Source organism: Sphingobacterium sp. UBA3549 (assembly GCF_002376635.1).
GTDB lineage: Bacteria > Bacteroidota > Bacteroidia > Sphingobacteriales > Sphingobacteriaceae > Sphingobacterium.
In genome coordinates, this window is the sequence record NZ_DFOE01000007.1 from 45,125 (window position 1) to 62,581 (window position 17,457).

The following is a 17,457-nucleotide window of genomic DNA, read 5'->3' on the forward strand; positions in this document are numbered from 1 at the left end:
TATTAAAATGTCACATTTACTTTAAATCCAATAGGCATGGACCAAGGGGTAACGTTATAGCGTTCAATCCCCTGCTTGAATCCAATACCAGTTTCCGGCTGAAAGGCCATTTCCGGATCTATACCCACTTTCGCTTTAGTCCATAAAATCAGGTTACGGGTATAAACACCAACACTACCATTTTCGATCCCAACACGTTTCAACCATTTTCCCGATAAATCATAGCTAAAAGACAGTTCCCGAAGCTTAATAAAAGAGGCATCAAATGTTGCAGCGTTCATAAAATCCCAAGGATAATTGTCCGAATAAGCGATATATTTTGTTCCCTCGGCGCCCAGATTTTCTGTATACCCTGTTACATTGCCTTTCGTATCATACTGCGCGATAACACCGGGATTAAACACCCCAAAATTTCCAACTAGGCCTCCTACGCTGATAGGATAACCGCCATACTCTTCACCAGGTCCACCAACAATGGGGTAGCGGTTGCCTTGCACACGGACAAGATCATGATCAACCAAGTAGTTCCGTAACGTTTCGCCCGTCATTCCATTAGGATTGATCATCTGGTCAAGAAAGCGTTGCGTCGTCAGGTTAGATTCGAAATAGCGATAGGTCTGGGACATGAACTTTCCTCCAAAACGCATATCTGCGGCGATATTCATCGTCCATTTTTTATAGCGAAGACTTGACTGCAGACCCATGGTGAAATCTGGATTGAAATTCCCGATTTTATTGCGGCTATTGTTTATCCTTACCGCCTGCCACGAACCATTTTTATTAAGAATAGGAAAACCGTAATAAGGTGATGACTGATCCTCCACGGTCACTAACTTAGAATCGTATAGATCCCCGATCTCTTCCCCCACGTAGGTACGTGCGCCACCGCGGCCGTCGGTCCAAAACGTATAAAATTCTACTCCTTCAGAGAGTTTGTCGATACGAGTACGATTGCGGTGCCAATTGACACCAATATCCCATGTCCAATTTTCCTTGGCAATAGGCCGTCCAGATACTGCCAGTTCAATACCTCGGCTACTCAACAAACCGGCATTGATATTTTTGGAGTTGAAGCCGCTTGAACCCGGAAGCGTTGTCGAAATAATTTGGTTTTTGTTTTCCAGTTTGTAATGGGTTCCCTCGAACTTGAGTCGATTATTCCACATACCCAGATCCAGGCCAAACTCGTAAGATGTTGCAATTTCGGGCTTCAGATTGGGAACCAGAAGTGAACCCGAACGTGTTAGCCGTAATACGTCACCCCAGCTACCAGGGTTGCTCAAGACGTTGGAAAGATTGTAGGGATACGTGTCATTTCCAACACGTGCAATACCTGCTCTCAATTTTGCTAAATTGATTGTTTTCGGTAGAGAAAACACTTGGTTGGCCAGTACACTCAAGGAGGCCGAAGGATAGAAATAGGACCGATTGTTCACAGGTAAGGTACTGGACCAGTCGTTGCGCCCGGTTACATCGAGGTAAACCATATCCCGATAACTTAGATTGATCAGTCCATAAACACTGTTTATGGCTCTTTCAGAAATTGTGCTGTAAAAATCCAGATTGAGTGGACTGATATTAGCCAATGTATAGAGCCCCGGTGTGATGAGTCCAGCGCCATTTTTTGACGTGTTTTGCACCGATTTTCCTCGGTTATAGCGCAGATTTCCACCCAATGAGCCTGTAACCTGAAAAGCATCCAATTTTTTGGTGTATGTTGTCAGAAAGTCGATATTCTGCTCCATATTCATTAAATTGACAATACCATATGCCCCTCTCGGTTCGTTGGTGTAACTGTAAGGGATTTTCGTCTCCCTATTTTCCCAATAAATATCTGTTGCATACCGAAGCATTGCAGTCCAGTCTTTTTTGATAGCCCAATCCAACCTCAGGTTGCCAAAGATCCGGTCTCTCGTAAATGCATTGTTCACCCCATAAGCAAGAAAATAGGGATTGTTATGGTTACCGATAGACTGCGAGCGCTGTTGAATCTGTTCCTGTCCCGGCAGCCAATAATCCTGCAAGTCTAGTATATTGATATGTGGAGCAACTTCATAGGCCGCTTGCATCGGATTGGTTCCTCGGTTTCCTGCGGGCCTATTGTTGGCGTTATTTCTACTGGCATCCAATGCTAGTCCCAAGGTCAGGCTGTTGCGAAGGCGCATGGTTGAATTAACATTCAAGGTATTTCTGAACAGGTCCGAATTGGGGATAATTCCTTTATTGGCCATATTGGAATAAGAAAAACGATAATCCAGTTTTTCACTTCTGTTGCTCAAGGAAATCCCGTTGGTACTCGTAATCCCTGTTTGAACAAAGTTTTTGATATTATCTGGGTATGCTTTTAATTCGGTCGGGATCGGCTTTCCATTTTCATCAAGGGGGCTATTCCATTGCACAGCTTTATAGCCCTTATCCAGCGCTGGTCCGACCATTACACTCGATTCTTCCTCGATCACCAAATTACCCGGTAGATCACCGGGTCTCCACGGTAAAGTACCACTAGCAAATTTGTTATGCAATTCAATAAATTTATAAGGAATATCAAATACCGTATTACTTGTAACGGCAATTGTCATCTTCTCTGCATTTTTGCCACTTTTGGTTGTGATCAGCACCACGCCATTCCCTGCGCGTGAGCCGTAAAGCGCGGCTGCGCTAGGTCCTTTCAAGATAGAAATATTGTCGATATCTTCGGGATTGATATTGGCAATTGCATTACCATAATCGACTTTATTATCATCACCGATCTGACCGATATTATTTAAACTGTTCATCAAGGGTACACCATCCACTACAAACAGCGGCTGGTTGTCTGTACTCAGCGATGACGCTCCACGAATCACCATATTCACGCTTGAGCCAGTGGGCCCTGTCGCGCTAATCGATACGCCGGGCACTTTACCTGCCATACCAACCAAAAAATTATCGTTATTGACGCGATTGATGTCCTCACCTTTGATTTTACCAACGGCATAACCCAATGAGCGGTCCTGACGTTTGATGCCCAACGCCGTCACAACGACCTCATCCAGCTCGTTGTCATCTTCATTTAAGATCACTTGACGTACAGCTGCTGCACCGGCATCGAGCTTCAGACCAGTCAATTCTTTCAGTTCATAGCCAATGTGGGATATCAGTACATTGTACACGCCCGCAGCCAATTTGATGGTTACTTCACCATCTGCATTAGACAAAGCACTTTCTCCCGTGAGCGGAATACGCACAGAGGCTCCGCGAATTGGCTGTTTGGTGCGATCGACCAACTGTAACTTCAAGTCATACAGCTCTTGTTTATTCGCATTTTTAACAAGTACGACACCTCCTAACACTCTTTTTGATTGAATGTTTGTTCCTTTCAGGATATACGCAAGAACTTCCTCGAAACTCGCATGCTGAAATGTCTTTTGTGCAATTGAAATTCGCTCTAGCTGTAGTATTTTTCTATCATAGCCAATGGCTTGACCTGTTTCTTTTGAAAGCTGTGCTATCGCCTGAGCGGCATTACCATTCAAGAGATGGATATTGATCGTATCCCAATGTGCGGCGCTGCCCCTATCCAGTACCCTGGCCTGGCTGTCGACTACAGCACAAGACACCAAGGAGCAAAGCGCAAGCTTGGTGGCAAGGCCGGTAAGCTTAATTATTTTATACATATATTTGTATGATTGTTTTAAACAAGAATATTCAGGTGCTCACTGGTTGATTTAGCGGTTTGCCAGATGAGCACTTTTCTTGAGCAGATAACGTATGCTGATCTGCTCCTTACAGCTTATTTGTACAAGATTATTTCATTTTTCTCCCTCCTAAATTTGATTTGATGAATATTGCAAACGATAGTCAGCACCTGATCCAATGATTGTACTTGAGGTATCATCAGCGAATAGTTGAATGAATCGGTATTCAGATTGTCGGTAAGTAGAACAGCTCCAAATCGACGATATATCAACTCTTTAAGCTCCTCAAAGCCAACGTTATTCACGACTATGCTGCCCTGTGTCCAAAGATTGATCAATGCCGGATCTTTATCGAAAGTTTCAAAATGATTTTTAGTAAGGCTATACCTGATGGCCTTACCGCGCGTAAGAATATGGTTTTCCCCATTTTTTTCACTTGAAACACGCACACGCCCGGTTTTAACCTCTATAGTGACATGTTTGGTATACATTGATTTATTGACATTGAACGATGTTCCAAGAACGGCAACAGAAACACCGCCGGTTTCGATCTTAAATGGATGCAAAGTATCCCTTCTGACCCGAAAGAATGCTTCCCCCTGATCTAACAACAATGTTCTATTTGACGCAAAGCTTTTACGGTCGTAGCGGATACGTGTATTTCCGTTTAAAAAGATAGATGTTCCATCTGGTAGCTGAATTTCTCTCAATTCTCCTGCCCTTGTCCCCTTTTCAGTAAGCAATGCAGCTGTTTCTACCTCTTTTCGAAATAAGATCCCTGGGTTATGCTGTAGCAATAGCAGGCTGCAGCTAAGCAGTATCAAAGCTGCCGCTGCCGAAGATAGCCAGGCAAATTTTCTGACCGTCTTCTTTTTGGCCTTGAGCGATGGAGCAACTCCCTCCATACGCAGCAATAATTCACGTTTGATCCTATCCCTGTGACTATCATCAGCAAAGGGCTTACTGCCTTCATTTGAGATGGACTCATACCAGTCGTCCACATGTTGCTTCTCCTGGTCGGTCAACTTTCCGCCAAGGTAATCCGTTATGATAAGTTTAAAGCGTTCTAAATCCACCTGCAATAATTTTATACTAATACAGGTCAGAACATCGAAAGTACTTTAATTAAATATGTTGTTTATATTAAATAATGATGAAGAAAGCAACTACCGATAAGCAATAAAAATATAGGATCGTGGTCTGCAAATCTTCGCGTTAATTCACGGCGCATGATCTTTTTGGCTTCCGACAGATAGTTTTTAACAGTCTGTTCTGCGAGATTGAGCTCAGCGGCAATTTGAGTGATTGAATAATTGTCAGCCCGCATCAAATAAACGGCCTTCATCAATTTAGGTAGTTTTTCAATCGAATCATCCACAATAGCTTCCAAGGCTTGATACCTAGCAAAAGCGTGACTGTCTAAATTGGAAAATACATCCATTTTCTCCATGGATTTTTCCAATGCTTGCTTTCGAACACGTTCAGTAGCGTAGTAATTTAGAATTTTGTTTTTGAGTGCTTTATGGAGATAGAATTTTATGGAATCGTATTCACTGTTGATGAGCAATCGTTTTTCCCAAATATGAATAAAAACTTCCTGTACAAGATCTTTAGCCTGAGCCTCCTCTTGAAGATGCCGATAAGCGACGATGTATAGCCCCTCCCAATACTGCTCAAAGAAATAGGCAAAGGCCATGGGGTCACCTTCTTTAAAGCGCAGCACATGGTGGTTCTCAAATTTGGCTTCGGTAGTGTTCACTTGACAAAGATAGCCCCCGTAGATTATCAAAATGTTAATTTATCGGGAAACTTTTACTTGGATCTAATCTGCAATGAACGTTGTAAAAAAACATTCTAATAATTGTTAATAAACATGTTAATACACTCATATATAAAGGCCTTTTTGTTAAAAACATTTGTTGTATCTTATTTTACCAAGGTAGTCAACGTTATGAAAGGCAATACAAAAAAATGTTAATAAGCTTGTTAATTTACTTATACTGAACAGACTTTTTGTTAATAACTACGTTATAGTGAAAAATACATGAAATTCGGTCAAGTGGCCAACATCCGAAGCTATCATCCAGCTCATTGTCAGCAAAAGATCCCGTTCATTTTCCATTTGGTCTTTCCATTGCTTTCATCGGCCACAGAGGAAAGACATACTAAGCACTGCATGTTCAGGACAGCGCACACGAAAACGATTTCGGGAAAATGTTATTGAGGATGTTTGGCAATACTGTAAATTCACGCTATAGAAATTCATTTTTTCAAATCCAATTAAAACTAAAATCTACTGGCCGTTAATACCACCAAATTAAGACTTGTAATCATGAAAATTCATTTCATTCTATTATGCTCTCTTTTCAGCGTGTTTTTCCAAACGCTACAAGGAAAAGATCTGAACCTATTGACAGGAGCTTTTAAGCTAGAGCACCTGAAAGCCAATATAGGGAATGACAAATCATGGGTGCCCTATCCGTCTTATTCCGATCGGGTAGCCTGGAATAAGCTGACGGCTCCTTTTAGAGACCGCATCATAAAAAAGGGGAACGAGGCTCTGGCCTATCAATGGCAAGTAGTCAAAGCAACCGACTATCTTGAATACGAGCGCTCAGGCAACCGCAGTATAATGGAAAAACCACTGAATGAAAATTGCACCGCGTTGACCAATCTGCTGCTAGCAGAACTTGCTGAGGGACAAGGACGGTATGTGGATCAAATCCTGAACGGCAGTTGGCAACTGACAGAAATGGCAACATGGTCTCTCTCGGCCCACCTTGGTGCCTTTCAGTCCAGCAAACGGTCGTTGCCGCAAGAGCGCACAGCAGTGGTCGATCTGATGGCCGGTGATATTGGGTCTCTTTTGAGCTGGATTCATTATTTCTTTCGCGATACATTCAATCAAATAAATCCAGCAATCAGCATCCGTTTAAAACAACAGATTCAACTACGCATCATACAACCCTACCTAGACCGGAACGATATGTGGTGGCAGGCATTTGAACTTAAAGAAGGACAATTGGTCAATAATTGGAACCCATGGTGCAATTTTAATGTCCTGACAGCCCTACTTTTGGTTGAGGATAATCCCGACATACAACTTGCAGGAATCTATAAAACGATGTCTTCTGTGGATCGCTTCATAAATTATGTCAAGACAGATGGGGCTTGTGAAGAGGGCCCTTCCTATTGGGGGCATGCAGCAGGCAAGCTTTACGATTACCTAAAAATACTTGCATTAGCTACCAAGGGTAAAATCACTATTTTTGATCAACCTATTATTCGTGATATGGGCGAATACATTGCGCAATCCTATATTGGTGGTGATAAATGGGTCGTTAATTTTGCAGATGCCTCTGCCAAAAGTGCCAGCGATCCATTATTGATTTACCGCTACGGAAGGGACGTCAACAGCAGCGAGATGATGCAATTTGCCCGATATATGGAAAGACTTGGTGACAGAAGCTTAAATTTCAAACCCACAAGAGATATTTTCCGTGTCTTCGAAGACCTCCGATGCTATCCGCAGCTGGAAGATATTACAGCTGCCCTCCCACACAACAATTTTAAATGGTATCCCGAAACACAATTCATTTACCTGAAAAAGGCGCCATTTTTCTTTGCTGCGAAAGGTGGTTTCAACAACGAAAGCCACAATCATAATGATGTTGGAAATTTCATTTTGTATCAGGATCAACAGCCATTATTCATTGATGCGGGTGTTGGCACCTATACAAAAAAAACATTTAGTGCCGACAGATACAGCATCTGGACTATGCAGAGTGCGTACCACAACGTTCCGGCGATCAACGGAACGGATCAATCCTTTGGAAAGGAATATAAAGCCGAAAATGTCGTATTTATGCCTGAACAAAATAGATTCCAGCTTGATATTGGAAAAGCGTATCCAAAATCAGCCAACATCACATACTGGAAGAGAAGTTACACACTTTCGCAAAAAGGATTGGATATTCAGGATGAGTTTAAAATTATTGATCCTAAGCAGGCTAATATCATTCATTTTCTGGTTGCACGGGAACCAAAAATAGGGAACGGAGTCATCATTCTAAAAAATGTAGGCGCAACTTTGTATTTCGATCCTGCAAAGTTCACTGCCAGCTTCGATGTCATTCCACAGGAGGACTCCAGGCTGAATCAGGTATGGGGGAAGGAACTTTATCGCATTAAGCTCACCGCTAAAAACATCAATCCGACTGATAAATATAGATTTACAATTCGTCAAGAGAGTTTATAATAAAAGAATCGTGATATTATGTAACTTCATGGAATTATAAGCCGGAAGTGAAAAAAAGTCCTGCATTTGCGGGCCGAAACCGGGCTTTCTAGACAGCATTTTTAATGCTGCTGACACGGGAAATCAATTTTCGGAACAATACGGATAGAGATGAAAACAGATGAAAGAAAAATTGTAGGTACGCTAGCTCATCTTTTGGTAAACGATTCCGATAGCGTTGAGGTGAACACATTTCTGTATTCATTAATCGGTACCCTAAGTAAAAATCGAACTGCGCTTGTGCAATTTGTGAAAAGATGGCAAGATAAAGAAGATGGCTCAGCTATTCTTAGAAAGGATCTTTGGACGGATTTCAAGCAGCTTGTGGGCGGTAATCCTGATCTTGGTATCGCTATGATTGACGGCCTTAGGATCAACAACATTGCCGGTTTTTTCGATGAAATCAATACAGTTTACATGTCTTTTGAAAACTGGAAGATAGGAAGTATAGACGGCTTTGACGATTTACTGTACGGTGGATTTGGCAGGTTTAAAGACGCCGCCTCACATGCTATTGTTTGGAAAGATATTGCCCATAGCAGCGCATCTTTGGGTACCGAAACAACTTTGGCGTATTATCAGCAAAAACTCGGGGCAGGTTCACCTTTTAATCAAACACATTTTCAAAGGAAACTGGAAGAGCTAAAAGCCGGCCAAGGAGAAACGTATTTTGACATCGTTGCCGAAATCATCCGATCTCATCGCAAGATCACCTGGATCTACAAAGGACATCCTCATAACAAATCATTCTATTTATAAGAACTAAACTTAACATGATGAAGCATCTGATCAGAATAACTTTCCTGCTTATTATATTATTCCATCAAGCTGCGCTAGCGAGTGAACGACTCAAAGTGGCTGTAGCGGGACTTAACCATGACCATGTATTCTTGCTGCTCAATTTATATAAGGATAAAAAAGTGGATATTATTGGTATTGCTGAGTCAAATAAAACGTTATCGAAAAAGATACAAACGCAATATAATCTACCCGCCGCCCTCTTCCATCAAGATTTACACAGTTTATTGGCGCATGTTACACCGGATGCGGTGTTGGCTTACAATCCCACCGATGAGCATATCCATGTGGCAGAGGCCTGCCTCCCGCTGAAAATCCCTGTGATGGTGGAAAAACCTCTCGCAACCACTTTATACGATGCAAAACGGATCGCACATTTATCCAAACAGTTTGAGACTCCCTTTTTGGTAAATTATGAAACGACGTGGTATAAAAGCAATCAGAAACTGAAGGAATTGGTGGACAAAGGTGAAGTTGGACAAATCACACGTATGCTTGTAAAAGACGGACACGAAGGTCCCAAAGAAATAGGATGCAGCGATTACTTTTTGGATTGGCTCACTGATCCGAAAAAAAATGGTGGAGGTGCAATCATGGATTTTGGCTGCTATGGTGCCAATCTCATGACCTGGCTCAAAAATGGCGAAAAACCAATTTCCGTCACAGCATTCACCCAACAGTTAAAACCGAAAGTCTATCCTAAGGTCGACGACAACGCCACTATTATTCTTAACTATCGAGATGGCAGTACAGGCATTATCCAAGCTTCCTGGGCTTGGCCATATAGTGTTAAAGATCTGCAGATTTTTGGTACAAAAGCCCAGCTCTATGCCAAAAACGATAAGGAGCTCCTAAAATACACGCAACAAAATGGTCCGCCTACGGATATACCGACGACAATTCCTTACTTTGAGCATCACATTGCTTACCTTGAACAGGTCTTGAAACATAAAATAATCCCAGAAAGTGATCTCGGATCAATTCATAATAATGTCATCGTAGTCGAGATTCTGGAAGCTGCAAAACGATCGGCTACAGAAGGAAAGACCATCGTTCTAAATTAAGCAAGGTCAGTAGACAGCTCATCTACCGACCTTGTGTGTACTATTCAATTAATATCCTGGGTTTTGATACATGCGTGCCGGATCCAGTTTATATTCATCAAAAGGAATTGGATAGTATCGATCTTTTGTGGATATATTGGAGATTTTGGCATTGCCGTAGTCAGCCTGGCTTTTGGTCTTAAAATAAGTCACCAGTTCCTGCGCATTATAATTACGGATCAAATCAAACCAGCGTTGGTTTTCAAATGCCAGTTCCACACGGCGTTCATGCAATATGGCCTCTTTCAAGGTTGGATATTTACTACGATAGCTCGTATTCAGCATAGCTGTTGCATAAGATGGCAACCCTGCACGCTCACGTACTTCATCTAACAGCACAATAGCTTCAGCATCTTTGCCCAAGCGATATTTTGCTTCTGCCAATAACAGCATGACATCGGCGTAACGGATCAAGATCCAATCGTTTCCTCCCCAACCATTGGTACCTGCCCCGTCACTATTATCCCTAAATTTGGTTACAAACCAATCGTTAACTTGCGTATTCGCGGCAAACTTTACCGAGAAATCTTTTCGGATATCGCTTTGTTCGTAATCTTTAACCAAATCGAGTTTTGCCACTTCACCAGCACCCGTCGAATTGTAGCGTGAATTGATGGTCTCCCCCCGCGCCTGGTAGTTACGGGCAATACTTGAACTATAGTTTTGGTCTCCTTGTTTGTACTGAATCTGAAAAACAAGTTCTTTACAACTATTTTTCTTGGTCACATCGAAAACATCGGCATAAGGAATTTCGTTTAGTTTGCCGAAAGTACGCATTTGGTAAGCCGCATTGAGGTACTGCTCTGCTTTCGCAAAATTTTCCGCACTCCCCGATGTCTGTGTCGCGCCCAAAGTCAGATATACTTGTCCCAAAATCGCATTGACGGCCGCTTTAGACGCTCTGCCAATGACATAATCTTTTTGTGTATTGGGAAGATTGCTGGACAAAGCCTCGGTCAAATCTTTAATGATCTGCTCGTAAACAATTGATTCTTTCTGCCGAAAAGCCAATTCATTTGCTTGCTCTTTACTTATCACCTGTGTTGTAGCTAATGGAATATCTCCGAATTTACGTACCATGTGGAAATATAATAATGCACGTACAAATTTTGCTTCCGCAATATAACGTCCTTTTAATTCTGCACTAGTAAAGGTCACATCGTCCACATGCGAGAGAACAACATTACAGCGACTGATTGCGGCGTACATAGCCGACCAATGTGTCTTGAGGTAGGTATTGCTTGGTAGCAACGAAAAGTCATTGAATTGGAAAGGCTCCCCGGCATTGGATTGATTATCATTACGTCCACTATTATCAGAACGTTCCTCGTTATATAATGTACTCGATTCCCCAAGTGTACTCCCCGAACGAAGTGACTGGTAGAGCCCATTGACGGCCAAAAGCACATCATTTTCTGATTTGAAGTAATCATCGATTGTGACAGCATTGGGGTTTTTCTGATTTAAGAAATCTTTGGTACATGAAGACAACGCCAACAAAACAAAGGGTAATATATATCTTTTTTTCATCCTGTTATTTTTTTATTTTTCACCAGTCCATGCAACCCAAGGGTCTAATAGGACTGCATTTTACTATACTGAAGCTATTAACATAGGTTTTTGCTTAATATTTCCGCTGCACAAATAGCTCCTACATACTGCTATTAAAAAGTGACTTTCACGCCAAGGTTATATGATCTCACCAATGGATAAAGCCCATAATCCACACCCGGAGTCAAATTACCACGCTGATTGTAATCCGGTTCTGGATTGTAGCCTTTGTATTTAGAAATCGTAAATGGATTGTCTAGGGTAGCGTAGACTCTTAGCCCAGAAAGCGTTAATTTTTCTACCAAACCTTTGGGAAGATTGTAGCCCAAAGCAATATTTGTCATCCGCAAGAATGAACCGTCCTGCAAATAAAAATCGGAAAGGCGTGTACTGTTACTTTGCGTACCACCACGCGATGCACGGTATACTTTACCATTTCCGGGATTTTGAGCTGAACGGTAACGTTGTGCCACATCTGCATATTGATTGCCGGAGCCTTCCATATTATAGAGGTAATAATCATAGCCATCCAATACTTTATTTCCTTGGGAACCATTAAATGATGCCCTTAGATCAAATGCCTTATAGCGCGCATTAAGAGCAAAGCCATAGGTGAAATTAGGATGTGGATTGCCGATCACCCGTTTATCGGCATCATTGACGATACCATTGCCATCTACATCTTCAAAATAGAGATCTCCAGGTTGTAGCGGAGTGGTTGAAGCCGCTGAAGGTGCGACAGTTTTATAATTCTTTTCAGTTGCGACACCCAGAACTTTAAAACCGTAGAACATACCAATTGGACTTCCCTCTTGCGTAATATGCGTTAAGTAAGAGCGTTCAGCACCATTCGTCAATATTGTAGAAGCCCCGCCAAGATCGAGCACTTTATTTCTGTTTACATTGATATTCCCGCTCAAGCCTAGTTCAAATTCATTTTTACGAATCAGCGTAGCATCAACCTGTAAATCAAAGCCTTTATTCTGCACCTTCGAATTAGGGAGATTGGTCAAGATCGTCGTTGATCCAGATACAGCAGAGAGTGGCTGGTTGAATAATAAATTGAAGGAACGGCTCAGGTAGAAGTTGGTCATAATGTTGAGGCGGCCTTTCAACAAACCGAGATCAAGACCGGCGTTGTATTGCGAGGTTGTTTCCCAGCTCAATTTTGGATCGAGTAGATTGCCAGCCGTATAAGAGGTCTCTACTTTATCGCCAAGGATCACACCTGCTGGTGAGTTGATCACGGATATCGCATTGTAATCACCAATATTATTATTTCCACTACGTCCCCAGCTCGCTCTTAGTTTGACTGTCGATTGTTGCCCTAACCAATCCGTATAAAATTCCTCCTTGGACAGAGTCCAACCACCTGAAACCGATGGAAAAGTTCCCCATTTACTGTTCGGTCCAAAGCGCGACGAACCGTCTGTACGAATGGATGCCGAAAGGAAATATTTCGAATCGAAACTGTAGTTTACGCGGCTAAAATAAGACTGGAGCGTGGTGATGCGTTTGAACGTATCGTCTTTTAGCAATTGGAAATTAGAAGGATCAGCACCCTTGTCGGTAATTTCACCTATGGCATTATTATTAAAACCGTTGGCTCTCACACCTTGATAATCGTAATCTGTTCGTTGAGCCGAATAACCTAATAATGCGGATACCTGGTGTTTACCACCAAAGGTTTTGTTGTAGTTTAACGTTGTTTCCAGCAATTTGTCCAATTCACTTTTTGTCTTGGCATCTGCATAGGCCGCAGAAATTGCCTGCGGTGAAAACGGTTTGTTGTTTCCATCGGATATACTTGTCGGACGGAAATAATCATACTTCTCGTCATAAGTAGACAGTCCACCGTTTACTTTGAGATTTAGGCCATCGATAATGGAAAAATCAGCAAAAGCATTGTATAAACCCCGCTTTCCACGACGGTTATTTTTAATCTCAGTGACATAAGCCAATGGATTTTCTGGATTCTGTATACCATAATTATTGGCAGAAAGATCGGCCATCAGATATTTAGCATAAGTCCCATCTTCATTATAAACAGGCAACGTCGGCAGATAGATCAAAGCCGCCATGGATGGACTTCTATCGTAACGTCCGGTAGTTACCTCATTATTGTCGTTATACGTAAAGGACACATTAGCGCCAACGGTCAGTCTTTTACTCACTTTGCTATCGATATTGGCCCGGAAATTAAAGACTTTCTGATCCGTACCAAGCATGATACCCTGCTGATTCTGATAAGATCCACTTAGGAAATAGCGATTTTTTTCGTTACCGCCATATGTAGAGAGATTATGACGTTGGAAAGGGGCATTACGGTATAGCGCATCCTGCCAATCCGTATCGTATTTCGCTTTTTTTGCTGTACCAGATGCAAAGTCATAGTAATCTTCAGGAATACTTACTGAGCCGGCATTTCCAACATTGGCGATACGTGTTTTATTATCATCAAAGCGCCTACTGTCGCTCCAGGCGATCCCTTTCGTGGCCAACAGGTCTCTATAGGAATTGTTACGACCATCAATCAGCAGATCAATAAACTGTTCTGAATTTAGAACATCAATTTTCTTGGAAAGCTGACCAAAGCCACCCAATACTTCGTAGTCTACATTACTTTTACCTTCCTTGCCACGCTTGGTTGTGATCAATACAACACCGCCGGCGCCACGCGAGCCATAGATGGCTGCAGAAGCAGCATCCTTTAGCACATCGATAGATTCAATATCATTGGGGTTGATATTCAAATTGTTTCCTGCAGGATAGCCATCAATAACGTACAGTGGATCCGAACCAGCGTTGATCGATCCCATACCGCGGACACGCATTTTGGTGCCATCGTATGGGGCACCACTTGTCTGCATGACTTGTACACCTGCTACCTTACCAACCAACGCCTGGGATAACTTTGGTGCGCTCAAATTGAGTTCCTCGGCCTTAACGCTAGCGATCGCGCCAGTAACATCCGACTTTCTGATTCGCTGATATCCGATAGAGATGGTCACCTCTTCCAGTGTGTTTTCATCGGTCTGTAGAGAAAATATCTGCCCATTGAACTGGGAGACAGCCTGTACGAGCTTGCTATACCCAATAAAGGAAATACTTAGGTTGTCGCCCATTTCGGCTTCGATCTGAAAATTTCCTTTTTCGTTAGACTGAACAGATTTTTTACTTTTCAAATTTTGGACGGTTGCTCCAGCGACAGCACGTCCTTGGGCGTCGACGACACGACCTTTGACGATTCCCTGTACATGCGTAAATTGCGATGAGGTTAGTGTGAGTGGTTTGGCTTGAACAGCTGGTGAGCTTGCTGCGATAGCACATAACAACCAAAAGACATTGTCGGCTTTAAATTTCATAAGTAGCGCATTTGATTTATGGGTACAAGATTACAAATGCTATATGAAGGCAGGGTCAATAAAACATTAACAGTTTTTAACTAAACCGGGTTAGCAAACTACGAAAGCTTAACAAAAGGATAACAATACACCTAAGATTTATTCCTAAGCTTCCTGCTAACAAAACTATAAATCCATAAAATCAGAAGATATAAAGCAGCCGCAAAAAGAATATTGCCGATCAGTTTTAGAGATTCAAATTCTTGATAGCCGATTTGCTCCTTTAGATCGAGGCTATAGCCGCTTCCCTCCCTATAGAATATCCATGGAAACCCTACTGTTAAATCGCCATCGACATCCAGTTCATTTTGATAGAAACAAACTGTCATAATAGCAAAAACACCAATAGTACCAACAAGCACTTTGAATAATGCTGGTACTATTGATGTTTTATGTTGTTCAGGTTTTGCGTGCATGATTAAATATAGCAATTCATTTTGATTGCATGTTATAATCACTGTAGGTACCTTGGCATTGACTAGCTCGTTCTACACATTTTGATCGTCGTATTTTACAAGGTTGATCAAACTTAACATAGCGTTATACTATATCCTTACCCTCATCTCCTTTCATGATAAGATGGATGCGGTCCTCTAAAACTCTTTTATGCCAAGCATCCAATAGCGATCTTGTTTTTCCGACAAGGTCTCCCCCCTCATTCGTCTCCATCATTTTCACCCACTCTTCTGCAAATTCCCCATATTCAACGATACTATTTTCGGACTGCGTATATTGGATCAAATATTCCATCGCAAATACATTAGCCCAACGGTCGGGGTGTATCGGATCACACATATACTCAGCAATGTCAATTTTATCAATAAATTCCTGTACAACTTCTTCCGGTGTAAAATTGAACAGGTCGCAAAATTGTTTAAATGCTGGCGTTAATTTAATATTTTCTAATGTTTTCATATTTATTCATTTAAAAAGTCATTAAGGGCTTCATCCATATCGTACCTGTCTAACCACTTTGATGCAAGTCCACCTTTATAAAAGGACAAGTAGCTTTCCACAATTCATTTATAACTCAAACTCTTCATCCTTAGATTCCAAAATACGATCGAGCCAGGCCTCATACAGCGCTATTCTTTTATCGAGGTCGCGATAAAAAAAATAGCGTTTATTGAGTTCCTGTAAATCCATAATAAATCGTTTAAAAAAAGGCGTATGGCGATATTCCCAATCAATAAGATCTCCATAACCATCATGGACACGATGAATAAGTCCCAAAACTGGATTATAGGTAGCTTTATCCAGGTGCATTGTTGCTAAAAAGTCGGGTGTAGATACCTGTTGCATCATGGTGTTGATATAATGCGCTGGATGAACACCATTTATCAGGCAAGTCAGCAGAAAATCCTTACTCAATTTAAAGGATATGTTTTCGTTTAAATAGATGCGGTCTTTAAGCCGCACTTTTGTAGCAAAAAGGTCATAGATCTGTGCAGTGATTATACGGCCTTTATTTCTGCGCTCGCCCGTGCTATAATTTCTATTGATAGCCAATTTTACCTGACGTCGCAATAATTTCACCACCATTTCCTTTTCGTTCTTTTCGAATTCAATTTTTAAAGGATTATCGCCTTTAGGAATTTTATCGTTGACATAACGTACGGCTCTAGTGGCAATATTGTAGCTTGACTTATCTGTAAAATTTTGATCTATAAAAGAGTAATGATCTAGAAACAATTGAATAAAAGCTGGTGCAGCGATGCCAAAAAGCTCGCATATTAACCGAAAATTTCGCGGTACCTCTAAAGGTACTCCAGTAATATCTTCCATATTTTTTTTATTTATGTTCAATATAGCGGAAGCCAAAACTTTTGGCTTTAGTTTTCCGCAGCGGTGCGCTTCCCTTCTTTCCTACCAACACCCCTAGTTCCCGCATCAAGCTTTTCATGCGGATATTTTCTTCCAGGTATTTTTCCGTATAGCGCCAAAGTTCAAGCGGCGTTCTGTATTTCTTAAAATAATCTTTTTGGATAAGCTTATCCAAAAGGAGTTCCACGGCCATGCAATCGCTTGTATACTGTTCAACTTGTGCTGGATCTTCGGGCCTGATTTCTTCCATTAACTGGAAAAAAGTTATGGTTTCTACGGCATTGATAAAATATTCCATTTGGTAGTGGCGGATACCTTTTTCTTCCCAAATCGAGAACTCAAACTGATAGCTGATTTTATTATCAAATTTACTGATATCTACTTTCCTACGGTTGAAAACCCAATTCAGGTGGACCATAACTTCAAGATTTCCGGCCGGTATTTTGAGTTCTTCCATTTCCTTAACGTAGGTTTCCTTTTGTCCCATTAAGAAAGCCATTTCTTCACGAGTAAATCCGAAGCTGATCCGATTTAATATCAGGAGATAAATAATCCCCGCATAGTACATAGAAAATTCTGCACGAAATCTTTCTCTTCCAGTATCATTAATTAAATGTTGCATGCTCCTCCTTTCGATTTCTCACGACCAATCCATTTTGCTGGATGAGTCCATATCGCACATTCCAGCCCTTTTCTATCCTCCGTTTTAGATAGGTGCACCATAGTTGAAAATCGTGCGAATACATCACTCCCCCATAAGATATTTTTGGTGCAACTACTTTTTTGATCATCATAGTGTACAA

The 17,457-nt window shown here is 41.6% G+C and carries 13 protein-coding genes; 3 read left to right on the plus strand and 10 right to left on the minus strand.

Annotated elements, in window-relative coordinates:
- Window positions 1–2: 2 nt before the first annotated feature.
- The 3 genes from B2W36_RS04335 to B2W36_RS04345 all read right to left on the minus strand — a co-directional run bounded on the left by B2W36_RS04335 (window position 3) and on the right by B2W36_RS04345 (window position 5,436).
- Window positions 3–3,656: a SusC/RagA family TonB-linked outer membrane protein gene (locus B2W36_RS04335; RefSeq protein ID WP_293886535.1), complete on the minus strand. Its 3,654-nt coding sequence runs from the start codon at window positions 3,654–3,656 to the stop codon at window positions 3–5.
- Window positions 3,657–3,772: 116 nt separating this feature from the next.
- Window positions 3,773–4,753: a FecR family protein gene (locus B2W36_RS04340; RefSeq protein WP_293886536.1), complete on the minus strand. Its 981-nt coding sequence runs from the start codon at window positions 4,751–4,753 to the stop codon at window positions 3,773–3,775.
- A gap of 62 nt (window positions 4,754–4,815) precedes the next feature.
- Window positions 4,816–5,436: an RNA polymerase sigma factor gene (locus B2W36_RS04345; protein ID WP_293886537.1), complete on the minus strand. Its 621-nt coding sequence runs from the start codon at window positions 5,434–5,436 to the stop codon at window positions 4,816–4,818.
- A 573-nt stretch (window positions 5,437–6,009) separates the two neighbouring features.
- Between B2W36_RS04345 and B2W36_RS04350 the strand changes: the two genes are divergently transcribed.
- The 3 genes from B2W36_RS04350 (at window position 6,010) to B2W36_RS04360 (ending at window position 9,836) form a co-directional block, all read left to right on the plus strand.
- Window positions 6,010–7,935 carry a heparinase II/III domain-containing protein gene (locus tag B2W36_RS04350; RefSeq protein WP_293886538.1) on the plus strand — a complete coding sequence of 642 codons (1,926 nt, stop codon included), beginning with the start codon at window positions 6,010–6,012 and terminating at the stop codon, window positions 7,933–7,935.
- 150 nt (window positions 7,936–8,085) lie between these two features.
- Window positions 8,086–8,733, plus strand: coding sequence for a hypothetical protein (locus B2W36_RS04355; RefSeq protein ID WP_293886539.1), 648 nt, complete (start codon window positions 8,086–8,088; stop codon window positions 8,731–8,733).
- Window positions 8,734–8,747: 14 nt separating this feature from the next.
- The gene (locus tag B2W36_RS04360) at window positions 8,748–9,836 is read left to right on the plus strand and encodes a Gfo/Idh/MocA family protein (RefSeq protein ID WP_293886540.1); all 1,089 of its coding nucleotides are present in this window, start codon (window positions 8,748–8,750) and stop codon (window positions 9,834–9,836) included.
- Between the two features lie 48 nt (window positions 9,837–9,884).
- Here the strand turns inward: B2W36_RS04360 and B2W36_RS04365 are convergent, their stop codons facing one another.
- The 7 genes from B2W36_RS04365 to B2W36_RS04395 form a co-directional block, all read right to left on the minus strand.
- A complete protein-coding gene (locus tag B2W36_RS04365) occupies window positions 9,885–11,405 on the minus strand; it encodes a RagB/SusD family nutrient uptake outer membrane protein (RefSeq protein ID WP_293886541.1) in 1,521 nt (506 codons plus the stop codon).
- Window positions 11,406–11,539: 134 nt separating this feature from the next.
- Complete coding sequence (locus B2W36_RS04370; RefSeq protein WP_293886542.1) at window positions 11,540–14,791, minus strand: SusC/RagA family TonB-linked outer membrane protein; 3,252 nt, start codon at window positions 14,789–14,791, stop codon at window positions 11,540–11,542.
- A 131-nt stretch (window positions 14,792–14,922) separates the two neighbouring features.
- Entirely contained in the window at window positions 14,923–15,246 is a 324-nt protein-coding gene (locus B2W36_RS04375) for a hypothetical protein (protein WP_293886543.1), read from the minus strand.
- Window positions 15,247–15,370: 124 nt separating this feature from the next.
- Window positions 15,371–15,745, minus strand: a complete 375-nt coding sequence (locus B2W36_RS04380) for a hypothetical protein (RefSeq protein ID WP_293886544.1) — start codon at window positions 15,743–15,745, stop codon at window positions 15,371–15,373.
- A 108-nt stretch (window positions 15,746–15,853) separates the two neighbouring features.
- Window positions 15,854–16,615: a hypothetical protein gene (locus tag B2W36_RS04385; protein WP_293886545.1), complete on the minus strand. Its 762-nt coding sequence runs from the start codon at window positions 16,613–16,615 to the stop codon at window positions 15,854–15,856.
- Between the two features lie 7 nt (window positions 16,616–16,622).
- Window positions 16,623–17,276: a hypothetical protein gene (locus B2W36_RS04390; RefSeq protein ID WP_293886546.1), complete on the minus strand. Its 654-nt coding sequence runs from the start codon at window positions 17,274–17,276 to the stop codon at window positions 16,623–16,625.
- Window positions 17,260–17,448, minus strand: a complete 189-nt coding sequence (locus tag B2W36_RS04395) for a hypothetical protein (RefSeq protein ID WP_293886547.1) — start codon at window positions 17,446–17,448, stop codon at window positions 17,260–17,262. The genes B2W36_RS04390 and B2W36_RS04395 overlap by 17 nt, the downstream gene beginning before the upstream one ends.
- Window positions 17,449–17,457 lie beyond the last annotated feature (9 nt).

Coding starts and splice junctions, on each gene's coding strand:
- B2W36_RS04350 (WP_293886538.1), top strand. CDS start 6,010: ATGAAAATTCATTTCATTCTATTATGCTCTCTTTTCAGCGTGTTTTTC.
- B2W36_RS04385 (WP_293886545.1), bottom strand. CDS start 16,615: ATGGAAGATATTACTGGAGTACCTTTAGAGGTACCGCGAAATTTTCGG.
- B2W36_RS04370 (WP_293886542.1), bottom strand. CDS start 14,791: ATGAAATTTAAAGCCGACAATGTCTTTTGGTTGTTATGTGCTATCGCA.
- B2W36_RS04380 (WP_293886544.1), bottom strand. CDS start 15,745: ATGAAAACATTAGAAAATATTAAATTAACGCCAGCATTTAAACAATTT.
- B2W36_RS04375 (WP_293886543.1), bottom strand. CDS start 15,246: ATGCACGCAAAACCTGAACAACATAAAACATCAATAGTACCAGCATTA.
- B2W36_RS04355 (WP_293886539.1), top strand. CDS start 8,086: ATGAAAACAGATGAAAGAAAAATTGTAGGTACGCTAGCTCATCTTTTG.
- B2W36_RS04335 (WP_293886535.1), bottom strand. CDS start 3,656: ATGTATAAAATAATTAAGCTTACCGGCCTTGCCACCAAGCTTGCGCTT.
- B2W36_RS04360 (WP_293886540.1), top strand. CDS start 8,748: ATGATGAAGCATCTGATCAGAATAACTTTCCTGCTTATTATATTATTC.
- B2W36_RS04395 (WP_293886547.1), bottom strand. CDS start 17,448: ATGATGATCAAAAAAGTAGTTGCACCAAAAATATCTTATGGGGGAGTG.
- B2W36_RS04390 (WP_293886546.1), bottom strand. CDS start 17,276: ATGCAACATTTAATTAATGATACTGGAAGAGAAAGATTTCGTGCAGAA.
- B2W36_RS04365 (WP_293886541.1), bottom strand. CDS start 11,405: ATGAAAAAAAGATATATATTACCCTTTGTTTTGTTGGCGTTGTCTTCA.